The sequence below is a fragment of the Stenotrophomonas sp. As-7 genome, from assembly GCF_030291015.1.
Taxonomy (GTDB): domain Bacteria; phylum Pseudomonadota; class Gammaproteobacteria; order Xanthomonadales; family Xanthomonadaceae; genus Stenotrophomonas; species Stenotrophomonas lactitubi.
Genome location: NZ_CP127405.1, coordinates 593,898 through 606,685, shown reverse-complemented (window position 1 = coordinate 606,685; position 12,788 = coordinate 593,898). Strand labels below are relative to the sequence as shown.

Genomic DNA, 12,788 nt, shown 5'->3' with positions numbered 1-12,788 from the left:
GTGACTCCCCAGAAACATGGCAACACGGCCGGCCACACGGGGTGGCCGGCCGCGGCGGGTGGATCAGAAGCGGTAATCGAAGCCCAGCGTGAAGTAGCGGCCACGCAGGTCGTACTGGCTGAAGTCGTACGGCGCACGGATGCCCGGGAACGAAGCGTCGTACGGCGGCGTCTTGTCACCGAGGTTCTGCACCTTGGCATACACGGTCAGGTTCTCGATGCCGGTGTAGCCCAGGTACAGATCGAACTGGTTGTAGGCATCGACGCGGCTCTGCACCGCGGCGGCGGCGGTGCTGGCCTTCTGGTCGTAGCCACTGGTGTAGTACCAGGTCACCGCAGCGGTGTAGTCGCTGTACTTCCAGTCCAGGGTGGTGGTGGCCTTGTTCTTCGGCAGGGTGGCGCCAAGGTTGCTGCCGGCATAGTCCACCAACGGGCCACCGACCACGGTCGGGCGCCGGTAGTCGCGCACGTGGGTGTAGGCCGAGGTCACGGTGAAGTCACCGAAGGCGGTGGTCGGGATGCGCTGGCGCAGCTCGACGTCGATGCCCGAAGTCTTCAGCTCGCTCAGGTTCTGGTAGCGGTTGTAGACCGCCTGCAGCTTGCCACGCTCATCGCGCTGCACGGCACCGGCGACGTTGTCGTTGACCAGGGTCTGGGTGTTGTTGGTACCGACCAGGTTGTCCAGCTGGATGCGGTAGTAGTCGATGCTCAGGTTGGTGTTCGCCCACGGTGACAGCACCACGCCGAAGTTCACGCTCTTGGTGCGCTCCGGCTTCAGGTCGTTGTTGCCGACGGTGAAGAAGGTCGGGTTCTGCCGCGAGCCCGGCACGTCCGGATCACGCGGGTCGACCACGCTGCCGTAGGCGATGCTGGTGCTGTTGGAGTTCTCCGACAGCGACGGCGCACGGAAGCCCTTCGACGCCGAGGCTCGCACCAGCAGGAAATCCAGCGGCTGCCAGCGCAGGCCGAGCTTGGGCGAGAACGCGTCGCCGAAATCATCGTAATGATCGGCGCGGGCGGCGGCGGACAGCTCCAGGGTCGATGCCAGCGGCACATTGACCTCGGCATAGGCGGCGCTGACCTTGCGCTCGCCGTGCACTTCAGCAATCGCCGGGCGTACCTGCAGGCCGGCATCGATCTGCCACGGGTTGTTCGAATCGAGCTTCTCGCGGCGCCATTCGGCACCGGCGGCGAAACCGATGTCGCCGGCCCAGGTGTGGCCGAGACTGCCCGAGATCTTCGCGTCGATGCCCTGCAGCTTGGATTCGGCCGGACGCAGGGTGGCGATGTTGATCGAGTCGCGCACCGACTGCGGCGTCGCCGCCGGATTCAGCAGGTTGTAGCTGCCGGTCGCCAGCGCATTGGCCAGCGCCCAGCGGTTGGCGAAGCCGCCGGAGACGGTTTCGCGCTCGCTGCTGCGCGCGCCGAACGCGGCCACTTCCCAGTCCCACTTCTCGGTGTTGCCACGCAGCCCGAACACACCGCGATAGGCGGTGGAGCGGTTGGTCTTGATGGTGCCGCCGAGGTCGAAGAAGGTGTATTCGATCGGAATCGCGCGGCCGTACGGGTTGTACGGATTGCCGGCCGGCAGGTTGGACGACACCGGCTCGGCCAGGCCGGTCTGCGCGTTCAGTGCGAAGCGACCGCTTTCCAGGGTGAAGAACGGGCTGCTGCCGAACCAGGCAGCACTCTTGATCTGGCTGTACAGCACTTCGCCGAACGCTTCGACGTTGTCGCCGAGGCGGAAGGTGCCGTTGGCGTAGGCCTGGTAGCGCTTGGTCGAAGGGATCAGGGTGGTGTACGGCGCCTGGTTGAAGCCGCAGGTGTCACCGGCCAGACCGTCGATCGGCGCGCTGGCCACGCGGGTGGTGCCGGTGGGGCAGTTGCCGTTGGCATCGAGCATCGGCACGGAGGTGCCATTGACCAGATAGCGTGCGCCCTTGGCCGACCAGCCGTTCCAGCGGCCCCCGGGCTGGTCGCTGTAGATGCCGCTCTTGGTCAGGTTGCGCTCGTCCTGGTCCAGTCGCTCGCGGTTGTAGGCCTGCAGGCTGAAGAGGATGTTGTAGCCATCCTTGTCGATGTCGCCCAGACCACCGACGAACTTCAGGTTCTGCTCGTGCAGGCCGCCCTGGTCGGCGCCACCAAAGCTGCCGCCGATCTCGGCGCCTTCGAAGTTCTGCCGGGTGATGATGTTGACCACGCCGGCCACCGCATCGCTGCCGTACACCGCGGATGCACCGTCCTTGAGCACTTCGATGCGTTCGACAGCCACCAGCGGCAGCGCGTTGAGATCGACGAAGGTGTCCGACAGGCCGCCGGCCGGGAAGCCGTAGTTGGCCAGGCGCCGGCCGTTGAGCAGCACCAGCGTGTTCTTCTGCGAGAGGCCGCGCAGACCGATGCCGGCCGAGCCCGATGCCCAACCGTTGTTGGTGGTCTCGTTGCTGGCGTTGCCGGTGTTGGCCGAGATCGAGCGCAGCACATCGGCCACGGTGGCCTTGCCGGTCTGTTCCAGCTGCTGGCGGCCGATCACCTGCACGGGGTTGGAGGCTTCGGTATCGGCGCGCTTGATGTTGGAACCGGTGACGCGCACGGCAGCCAGGGTACTGGCGTCGCCGCTGGCGTCGGCGGTGGTTTCGGCGGCGGCAGACAAAGGCGCGGCCAGAGCGACGGCCAGGGCCGCCACGAGCAGGGTGTGCTGGGGCATGACGATGTGGGGGAGGTAGTGGAAGGACGAGGTAAGTTCCGCAGTAATCCATGCTTGGCCGGGCTGCGGCCAATAACATCTCTTCATACGGATATAAGAGAAACTATCATCTCTTCATCCGGATGGAAAGAATTTCTTCACGGAAGGACAACGCGGGACCGGGCTGATCGGGCGGCTGCGGCGTACAATCGCGACATGGAAATCTTCAAAGTCTTCATGCTCGAGGCGGCGCACCGCCTCCCCAACGTGCCGCCGGGGCACAAATGCGCGCGCCTGCACGGCCACTCCTTCCGGGTGGAACTGAAGGTGGAGGGCGAGCCGGGTGCGCAGACCGGCTGGATCATGGATTTCGGCGATGTGAAGGCGGCTTTCCAGCCGATCTACGACCGCCTGGACCACCACTACCTCAATGACATCCCCGGCCTGGAGAACCCGACCAGCGAGAATCTGGCGGTGTGGATCTGGAACGAGCTCAAGCCCACCCTGCCGGCATTGAGCGAGATCACGGTGCACGAAACCTGCACCTCGGGCTGCCGCTACCGCGGCCCTGCCGCCTGATCAACCCATTGATCTGAAAGGAATCCAGGCGCCGGAAACGGCGCCTTCGTATTTTTTGTTGCATTGCCACATGATCGGCGTATGCTGCATTGCATCAACGCAAATGCACGGCGGATGCGACTGGCAACAGCCACTGGCGCGACGCCCACGCTCATTGCATGGGTCCCTCCCCCCATGCAATCCGGACCCGGCAGATCCCTCCCTCTGCCGGGTCTTTTTTTTCGCCTCCGCCAGGCAGCCTTCTTCGCCTGGATCAGCCGCGACCGGATGGGCCTCGCCGTGGCCGGTAAGGGTTTGGACAAATGTCCCCCGGCGCCGGCCTGCGGCCGCCCCCTCCTCCTTTACTTTGTCCAAACCCTTACCGGCCACCACGAGGCTCGGCTTGCGGCAGCAGGCGCGCAGATCGCTGCTTTCCTGAGGCCACCGAAGATCTCCCCACGCAGGGCGGAGGCCCTTGCGTGCGAAGTAAAGGGGGAGGTGACGGCCACAGGCCGGCGCCGGAGGACATTCGCACGCAAGGGCCTCCGCCCTGCGCCGCGCAGAATGAGTTCGTCGCGCAAGGAATACTCAGCGCCCGCGGTTGCCGTGCCAGTGCTGGTACCACGCCTGGAACATCAACACGTTCCACAGGTGCGTATGCCATTTACGCTCGCCGCGCAGGAACGCCTCCCAGATCGCGCGCACGCGCACCGCATCGAAGCAGCCCTGGTTGCGCAGCAGTTGCGGATCGAGCAGCGCTTCCGCCCAGTCACGCAGTGGGCCAGCCAGCCAGCGCGCCATCGGCGGGCCGAAACCGCGCTTGGGACGATAGACCAGCGGTGCAGGCAGATAGCGCGACAGCAGATGCTTGAGGATCCGCTTGTGCTCACCGTCGTGATATTTCAGGTGCTGCGGCAGGCGCCAGGCCAGGCGCACCACCTCCATGTCCAGCAACGGCGAGCGCGTTTCCACGCCGGCCGCCATGCCGGCACGGTCGACCTTGGCAAGGATGCCTTCGGCCAGATCCATGCGGAAATCAAGCAGCTGGATGCGTGCTTCTGCCGGCAGTGCGGTGTCCTGCTGCTGGAAGATCGTCGCCGGCTCGCGTGCGCCCAATACCACCTGGGTCGGCTGCCGCCAGCGGGTGACACGCTGCAGGTAATGCCCCTCCACATCGTTGGCCGCCACTTCGGCCACTAGTGCCCGCCAGCCGCCAAGCCGCCCCCGCTCCACGTTCAAGCGGCTGCTGCCACGCCGCGCGAGATCACGCACCCAGTCCGGCAGGCCACCGCACAGGCGCGCATTGCGCAACGCGCGGCCGTAGCTGGGGTGGCCGAAGAACAGTTCATCGCCGCCGTCGCCGGTCAGCGCCACCGGCTTGCGCGCGCCGAGCAGCTCGCTGGCCAGCAAGGTGGGCAGCTGCGAGGCATCGGCAAACGGTTCGCACCAGACCTGCGGCAAGCGCTGCAGCAGATCCAGACCCTGCCGGCTGTCCATCCTGTGCAGGTGGTGATGCACGCCCAGATGGCGGGCGACCTGCGAGGCCCAGTCGCTCTCGTCGTGACCGGGGTCATCGAAACCCACCGTCCATGCTTCGACCGGCAACGCCGATTGCGCCTGCATCATCGCCACCACCAGCGACGAATCGGTACCGCCGGACAGGAACGCACCGCAGGCCACGGGTGAATGCATGCGCGCGGCGATCGCCTGCTGCAGCACCACCTCCAGCTGGTCGGTGGCCTGCTCCAGGCTCGGCGCCGGCTGCAACGGCTCCTGCAGCGCGGATTGCATCGCATCGCGCGCGCACCAGTAGCGATGGCCTCCCTGCGTCGCCTGCGTTGATCCGCCGGCGGCATGGTCTTTGAGGTCCACGCGCAGCATCGCCCCGGCCACCAGCTTGTGGATGCCGCGATAGATGGTATGCGGCGCGGGCACATAGTCATGCCGCAGCAGCAGGCTCAATGCATCCTGGTCGATGCTGGGAGCGAACCCGGCGAAGGCCTGCAGCGCCTTCAACTCCGAAGCGAACAGGAACTGGCCCTGGTACCACCCGTAATACAGCGGCCGTTCGCCGACCGGGTCGCGCGCCAGCCAGAGTTCATGCGCATGGCGGTCCCAGACGCTGAACGCAAACGCCCCTTCGATGCGCGACAGCGCACGCTGCACGCCCCACTCGACGATGGCCTGCAGCAGCAGGCGTGCATCGGTGCAGCTGCGCGGCAGATCGCGCAGCTGCGACTGCAGCGCCGCCCTGTTGTAGATGCGCCCATCCAGGCACAGCACGTAACGCCCACAGCTGGAACTGAGCGGCTGCAACGGCATGTCGGTCGGCGCGCGGCAATGACCAAGGGCCAGTCCTGCTTCGGCATCGGTCCAGTAACCGATGCGACCGCGGCCGCGCTGCTGCAGCGCCCGCAGCATCGGCGCGAGCTGCTGCAGCAGCTGCTCGTCGTCGGCCGGCGGCAGCCAGGCCCCGACCACGCCGCTCATCGCTGGCCTCCATGGCAATGGCAATCAAGGGAACGCACGGGGCAGGAGGCGGACGGCATGAGGGCGGCACGCGGATGGGGAGAGCTGCAATGCTCGGCCCCGCCGCGCGCCACGTCAGTCGTAGCGCTGTCAGCGACCGTCACCGCAGGCGCGCCTTGCGTAACGTTTTGTAACAACCGGATTGCTACCCTGCAGCCAAGTCATTGCCCGGCCTGAGGCCCGGCCCGTGCGCCAGCAACCCCGGCTGAATGGCGCCCGCCCCCAGGACCCGGGCGGCCCGACAGCTGGGATAGCATCGCCGCGCTCGTGCCACGGCGGTACGGAAGCGCCCCGGAGGCCTTGTAAATGCTGGATATCGTACTGGTTGAAGACGACGCTCGGCTGGGCACGATGGTCAGCGACTACCTGCAGCGCCACGGTTACCAGGTCGCCCATGAGCGCTGTGGCCAGCGCGCGATCGCCCGGATCCTGAGCGAAAAGCCGGCGCTGGTCCTGCTCGACATCGGCCTGCCGGGCCAGGATGGTTTCGAAGTGTGTCGGCAGATCCGGCCTCACTATGACGGGATCATCTGCGTGCTGAGCGCCCGTACCGACAACATCGACCAGGTGCTGGGGCTGGAACTGGGCGCCGACGACTACATCGGCAAGCCGATCGAACCGCGGGTGTTGCTGGCCCGGCTGCGCGCCCATCTGCGCCGCCACCGTCGGGTCGAGCCACGCGATGAAGCGCTGCGTTTCGGTGAACTGAGCATCGACCCGTCCACGCGCAACGTGCATCTGCAGGGCCGCCTGCTGGAACTGACCACCGCCGAATTCGACCTGCTGTTCCTGCTGGCCGGCAACGCGGGCCAGATCCTCGACCGCGATGCGCTGCTGCGCGGCCTGCGCGGCATCGCCTTCGATGGCCTGGACCGCTCGATCGATGCGCGCATCTCGCGCCTGCGGCGCAAGCTGGGCGACAACCCGGAACAGCCCGAGCGGATCAAGACCGTGCGCGGCCGTGGTTACCTGTTCAGCCGATCGGCATGGGGATGAAGCACCCATCTTCGGCCATGCGTGGCCACGCCTTCCACTTCCTGCGCTACGGCATCGGCTTCCTGGTCGTCCACCTTCTGCTGATCGTCGCCGGGTTGTGGGCCTGGGATGCCCTGCTGGAAGATCGCACCGAGGCCAGCCTGCAGGCGGAAATGCGCGGCCCACATGCGATGCTGCAACATCGCTTCGCCGAAACGCCGCCGGCGCAGTGGCCAGCCCTCGCACAACAGCTGGACAGCGATTTCGCCTATCCGCTGCAGCTGATGCCGCTGACCGAGGCTGCCGCGATACTGCCGGCGAAACAGCGCAAGGGCTTGCTCAACGGACACGTGCAGATCGAGCTGGACAGCATGCGCAGCCTGCAGCGCGTCGGCAACAGCAGCAGTGCGCTGATCCTGGGACCGTTGGACCAGGCCCTGCCCGAGGAAGGCTGGCAGGACAGCGAGGCCTCCGGCGTGGCCATCATCCTGCTGATCCTGATGGTGGCGGTGGCCCTGCCGATGTACGTGATGGTCTACCGGCTGTGGCGCGATGTCTCGCAGCTGGCGCAGACCGCGCGACGGATGCGCGATGGCCAGCTCGACAGCCGTGCGCCGCGCGCCGGTACCGCGCTGGTGCGGCCGTTGGCCAAGGCGTTCAACCACATGGCCGAACAGCTGCAGTTGCTGCTGGAAAGCCAGCGCGTGCTGGCCCAGGCGGTGGCGCACGAAGTACGCACGCCGCTGGCACGGATGCGCTTCGGCCTTGCGGACCTGGAAGAAACCGGACTGGATGACGCCCAGCGCGATGCACTGTCCGGGCTGCGCATCGATGTGGACCGGCTGCAGCACCTGACCGACGCCGGCGTTGAATATGCGGCACTCGGGCGCTGCCATCAGCTCACCCGCCAGCGCCTGCAGCTGGCCGCGCTGGTACGCGGGGTGGTCGACCAGTTCGCGCCATTGACGATACCGGTGCAGCTGGACCTGTCGCCGGCAGGGCTGGTCAACGTCAACCGGCACATGCTGGAACTGGCGCTGCGCAACCTGCTGGGCAACGCGCTGCGCTATGCGCGCCGGCAGATCCGCATCGTCAGCACGCTCAACGAGGGATGGCTGTGCCTGCAGGTGGAGGACGACGGCCCCGGCATCGCCGTCGAATTGCGCAGCCAGGTGTTGCAGCCCTACGTGCGGCTGGACCAGGCCAGCCCGGGTTTCGGGCTGGGGCTGGCGCTGGTGCAGGTGGTGGCGGACAAGCATCGTGGCCACGTGGAAGTGGCCGATTCTGCGCTCGGTGGTGCCTGCATCCGGCTGCTGCTGCCGATGGAAAGCGGCGTGGCGCCGCCGGCAGAAGCCGTCTAGTTCGTCTCCGCATCCGCGCGTGGCAAGGCGAACACGAACAGCGCACCCTGCTCGCTGTCGCGCAGCTCGATGCGCCGGCCATGCAACTGCACGATGCGCTGCACGATCAGCAGGCCGAGCCCGCCGTTTTCGCCACGCCGCGCCCCCAGTGCCGCTGGTGCCTGGAACAGTTGCCCACGCAGCGCTGTCGGCACTCCGGGGCCATCGTCCTGCACCGCCACCTGCACACTGTCGGGCAGCGCCGACAGCTGCACCTGCACGCGGCCACCGTCCGGCGCATGTCGCAGCGCGTTGTCGAGCAGGTTGGTCAGTACGCGCTCCACAAGGCCGAGATCGGCGCGTACCAGCGGCAGGCCCGGCGGGAAGTCAGCATGCAGGCGCTGCCCGCGTGCCTGCGCGGCCAGTTCGAATTTCTGCAGCACGTCCTGCAGCAGTTCCGGCAGCGCGAATACTTCCCACTCCAGCCGCACTTCGCCGTGTTCCAGCCGTGCCAGTTCGAACAGTGCACGGGCAAGACGGCCGACCTTGGCACTCTGCGCCAGCGCGATACCGAGATAGCGACGACGCTCCTGCGGCGACAGCGTGGCTTCCTTCAGCGCAAGCGTTTCCAGGTAACCGTGCAGCGAGGACAACGGCGTACGCAGGTCGTGCGAGATGTTGGCCACCAGTTCGCGGCGCTGCAGGTCCTGCTGGCGCAGCTGCTGCCACTGCTCGCCCAGCCGCTGTGCCATCTGTGCATGGGCATGTTCGAGGATCTTCAGTTCATCGCGCTCACCCGCGCGCAGCGGTACCGGCGCGGGCAGCGGCGTCGGTGCGTCGATGTCGAAGGCCTGTATGCGCCGGGTGACCTGACGCAGCGGTCGGGTCACCCAATAGAAGGCCACCAGGCCGGCAAGCAGCCCCAGCCCGCCTATCAACAGCACCGACCACAGCGTGGTGTGCCATTGACTGCCGGCGGCCAGATCATCGGCCAGCATCTGCCGGTGTTCGCCCACCAGCACCACGTACACGTAGCCGGCCTGCCGCCCCTGCACCACCAGCGGCGCGACACTGAACACCTTGCGACCATCCGTGCTGCGCGGATCGTCACCGAGGATCGGCAGCGCCGCGCCGGACAGCAGGCGCCGCAGCGGTGCCACGTCCACCTGGCTGCGCATCAGGTGGCCGCTGGGCGCATCGTGGCCGAGGATGCGGCCCTGGTCGTCCAGCAGGTACACCTCGACACTGGGGTTGACCGCCATCAGCTGGCCGAACAAGGCGCGTACCGCCGCATCGCGCATGCCGCTGGTGTCCATCAGCTCACTGCGCTGTGCGATGTGCTCGGCCAACCCCAGCGACAGGCGCTGCACCACTTCCTGCTCATGCCGGGTATTGGTGCGCATCTGCAAGGCCAGCAGCGCCATGCAGCACGTCAGCATCAGCGCTGACATCACCAGCGCCAGTTTCTGCCACAGGTTCGGCTTGATCATGCTGCCGCCCCGGCCGGGTCGACCAGCTTGTAGCCGCGCCCCCATACCGTCAGCAGACGCCGTGGGTTGCCCGGGTCGGTTTCGATCTTGCTGCGCAGGCGGTTGATGTGGGTGTTGACCGTGTGCTCGTAGCCATCGTGCTGATAGCCCCAGACCTGGTTGAGCAGTTCCATCCGCGCAAAGACCTGGTCCGGGTGGCGGGCGAAGAACAGCAGCAGTTCGAACTCACGCGGTGTCAGTTCCAGTGCATTGCCATCGACGGCGGCGGTGCGCGCGACCGGGTCCAGGCGCAGCCCACCGAGTTCGATCGCCCCGGCATCGATGCGCGCGTTCTGTGCCATGGCTTCAGCGCGGCGCAGCAGCGCACGCACGCGTGCCACCAGCTCCGGCATCGAGAAGGGCTTGGCCAGGTAGTCGTCCGCGCCCAGTTCCAGGCCGACGATGCGCTGGGTTTCGCTGCCGCGCGCACTGATGATGATGATCGGCACATAGCGCGCCATCGCGCGTGCACGCTGGCAGACCTGCAGGCCATCCACGCCCGGCAGCATCACATCCAGCACCAGCGCATCCCACGGGCCTTCCTGTTCGATCAGGCGCAGGCCGGCATCGCCGCTGGCGGCGTGCGCGACTTCATAGCCCTCATCACCGAGGTGCATGCGCAGCAGGTCGGCGATATGGGCATCGTCTTCAACGATCAGGACACGTTTGGCGGACATCGGCAGGTTCGGGCCAGTGGGGAGGCTGCCCGCATTGTGGCGCGGGAGCGGCGTGGATACCTCACGAAAAATTGAATCCTGCGTGAGGATTCGTTGACCGGAGGGGGCGCAGCATGACCCTGTCGCCCCTTCCCGGAGTCCACCATGTCCCTCACCCGCCGCCATCTGCTGGGCCTGGGCGGTGCTGTCACCGCCGCCGGCCTGCTGGGCCTGGGCGCGTGCAGCCGCGCTGCCCCCGCCGCTGCCGAGGCACGGCCTTCGCGACAGTTCGAGGTGGCCCGCAGCGATGCCGAGTGGCGTCGGCTGCTGAGCCCGGCGCAGTATGCCGTGCTGCGCCAGCAGGCCACCGAACGCCCCTGGAGCAGCCCGCTGAACAAGGAACACCGGCAGGGGACATTCGCCTGCGCCGGCTGTGCGCTGCCGCTGTTCTCGTCGTCCACCAAGTTCGAGAGCCACACCGGCTGGCCCAGCTTCTGGGCGCCGCTGCACAACGCCATCGGCGAAGACCGTGACACCACCTTCGGCATGTTGCGGGTGGAGGCACATTGCCGTCGTTGTGGCGGCCACCTCGGCCATGTGTTCAACGACGGCCCGCGTCCGACCGGACTGCGCTACTGCATGAACGGCGCGGCGATGGCGTTCATTCCTGGGGCTGCACAACAGGACGCCGCTGGCGGCTGGCGCGTGCCGCTGGGTTCTTCCCCCACTTCGGGAGCGTGATGATGCTGCTGTTGCTGCTTGCCTATCTCGGGGGCGTGCTGACCCTGCTCAGCCCGTGCATCCTGCCGGTGCTGCCGTTCGTGTTCGCACGCGCCGATCGTCCTTTCCTGCGCAGCACCCTGCCGTTGCTGCTGGGCATGGCGCTGACCTTCACCGTGGTTGCCAGCCTGGCCGCGGTCGGCAGCCAGTGGGTGGCGCAGGCCAACCAGATCGGCCGCTGGGTGGCGCTGGTGCTGATGGCCGTGTTCGCCATCGCTCTGCTGTGGCCGACACTGGCCGACCATCTGCTGGCGCCGTTCCAGCGCATCGGTGCGCGGCTGAGCGCGCGTGCCGACGCCGCGGATGCGGCCGGCCGTGGCGGCGCCGGGACTTCGCTGCTGATCGGCATCGCCACCGGCCTGCTGTGGGCACCCTGCGCCGGTCCGATTCTCGGCCTGGTGCTGACCGGCGCCGCCCTGAACGGTGCCAGCGTCGGCACCAGTTCGCTGCTGCTGGCCTACGCGCTGGGCGCAGTCACCGCGCTGGCGCTGGCGGTGTGGGTGGGCGGCCGCGTGTTCCGTGCCCTGCAGGCCCGGCTCGGGCTGGGTAATGTGGTGCGCCGGGTGCTGGGTGTGGCCGCGCTGCTGGCGGTGGTGGCGATCGGCCTGGGCTGGGACACCGGCCTGCTGACCCGCCTGTCTGCGGTCAGCACCGCGCGCATCGAACAGGGCCTGCTGGATGCTGTTCCCGATGCGCAGCCGGCAGCACCGCCGATGATGATGATGGCGGCCGGGCAGGCAGACGCGCCGCTGCCAGTGGAAGGCACGCTGCCTTCGCTGAGCGGCGCCACCGGCTGGCTCAACAGCCCACCGCTGAGTGCGGAGCAGCTGCGCGGCAAGGTGGTGCTGATCGATTTCTGGACCTACTCCTGCATCAACTGCCTGCGCGCGATGCCGTTCGTTCACGAGTGGGCGCAGCGTTACCGCGACCATGGCCTGGTGGTGGTCGGTGTGCATACGCCGGAGTTCGCGTTCGAGCGCGACCCGCGCAACGTGATGAAGGCCGTGCAGCAGCTGAAGGTCGAGTATCCGGTCGCGCTCGACAACCAGTATTCGATCTGGCGCGCGTTCAACAACCGCTACTGGCCGGCGCACTACTTCATCGACGCGCAGGGCAACATCCGCGGCCATCAGTTCGGCGAGGGCAACTACGCGCACTCCGAACAGGTGATCCGCCGCCTGCTGGTGGAAGCCGGGCAGACCGACCTGCCACCGCCTGCAGACCCCGCTGCGGCCGACCTGCAGGGCGTAGCCACGCAGGCCGACATGGGCAACCTGCGCTCGCCGGAAACCTACCTGGGCCACGCACGTGCCGAGCAGTTCGCCTCACCGGGCGGGCAGCGCGCCGACACAGCCTTCGGCTATACGCTGCCGTCCACCCTGGCGCTGAACCAATGGGGCCTGTCCGGGCAGTGGCGGGTCGACGATGAAGCGGGACAGCTGCAGCAGGCCGGCGGCCGCATCGCCTTCCAGTTCCATGCCCGCGACCTGCATCTGGTGCTGGCACCGGGCGAGGACGGAACGCCGGTGCGCTTCCGCGTGCTGCTTGATGGCAAGCCACTGCCCGCGGCCGATGCCGGCGCCGACGTGGCGGCCGATGGCACCGGCACCGTCAACGAGCACCGCCTGTACCAGCTGATCCGCCAACGCGGCACGATCGGTCCGCATCGTTTCGAGATCGAATTCCTCGACGCAGGCGTGCAGGCCTACGCCTTCACCTTCGGTTGAACCGGGAGCACA

At 67.5% G+C, this 12,788-nt stretch carries 9 protein-coding genes; 5 read left to right on the top strand and 4 right to left on the bottom strand.

Annotated features, from left to right (window positions below; all coding sequences use genetic code 11):
- Positions 1–63 precede the first annotated feature (63 nt).
- Positions 64–2,703: a TonB-dependent receptor gene (locus QP457_RS02810; protein ID WP_205405357.1), complete on the bottom strand. Its 2,640-nt coding sequence runs from the start codon at positions 2,701–2,703 to the stop codon at positions 64–66.
- A 195-nt stretch (positions 2,704–2,898) separates the two neighbouring features.
- Between QP457_RS02810 and queD the strand changes: the two genes are divergently transcribed.
- Entirely contained in the window at positions 2,899–3,261 is a 363-nt protein-coding gene (gene queD / locus QP457_RS02805; RefSeq protein WP_025878441.1) for a 6-carboxytetrahydropterin synthase QueD, read from the top strand.
- A gap of 567 nt (positions 3,262–3,828) precedes the next feature.
- Here the strand turns inward: queD and asnB are convergent.
- Positions 3,829–5,730, bottom strand: a complete 1,902-nt coding sequence (gene asnB, locus QP457_RS02800) for an asparagine synthase (glutamine-hydrolyzing) (RefSeq protein WP_205405358.1) — start codon at positions 5,728–5,730, stop codon at positions 3,829–3,831.
- A gap of 345 nt (positions 5,731–6,075) precedes the next feature.
- On the opposite strand from asnB, the gene QP457_RS02795 reads away from it, so the two are divergent.
- The gene (locus QP457_RS02795) at positions 6,076–6,765 is read left to right on the top strand and encodes a winged helix-turn-helix domain-containing protein (protein WP_099821602.1); all 690 of its coding nucleotides are present in this window, start codon (positions 6,076–6,078) and stop codon (positions 6,763–6,765) included.
- On the top strand, positions 6,762–8,105 hold the full coding sequence (locus QP457_RS02790) for an ATP-binding protein (protein ID WP_205405359.1): 1,344 nt from the start codon (positions 6,762–6,764) through the stop codon (positions 8,103–8,105). Before QP457_RS02795 ends, QP457_RS02790 begins: the two co-directional genes overlap by 4 nt.
- On the opposite strand, the gene QP457_RS02785 is transcribed toward QP457_RS02790, so the two are convergent.
- Positions 8,102–9,574, bottom strand: a complete 1,473-nt coding sequence (locus QP457_RS02785; RefSeq protein WP_205405360.1) for a HAMP domain-containing sensor histidine kinase — start codon at positions 9,572–9,574, stop codon at positions 8,102–8,104. The genes QP457_RS02790 and QP457_RS02785 overlap by 4 nt on opposite strands.
- Positions 9,571–10,290 (bottom strand): response regulator transcription factor, encoded by a 720-nt coding sequence (locus tag QP457_RS02780; RefSeq protein ID WP_025878436.1) that lies wholly within the window; start codon positions 10,288–10,290, stop codon positions 9,571–9,573. Before QP457_RS02780 ends, QP457_RS02785 begins: the two co-directional genes overlap by 4 nt.
- A 144-nt stretch (positions 10,291–10,434) precedes the next feature.
- On the opposite strand from QP457_RS02780, the gene msrB reads away from it, so the two are divergent.
- Both msrB and QP457_RS02770 read left to right on the top strand, forming a co-directional pair.
- Positions 10,435–11,010 (top strand): peptide-methionine (R)-S-oxide reductase MsrB, encoded by a 576-nt coding sequence (gene msrB / locus QP457_RS02775; protein ID WP_205405361.1) that lies wholly within the window; start codon positions 10,435–10,437, stop codon positions 11,008–11,010.
- Between the two features lie 2 nt (positions 11,011–11,012).
- On the top strand, positions 11,013–12,776 hold the full coding sequence (locus QP457_RS02770) for a cytochrome c biogenesis protein DipZ (protein ID WP_205405362.1): 1,764 nt from the start codon (positions 11,013–11,015) through the stop codon (positions 12,774–12,776).
- The last annotated feature ends 12 nt before the right edge of the window (positions 12,777–12,788 follow it).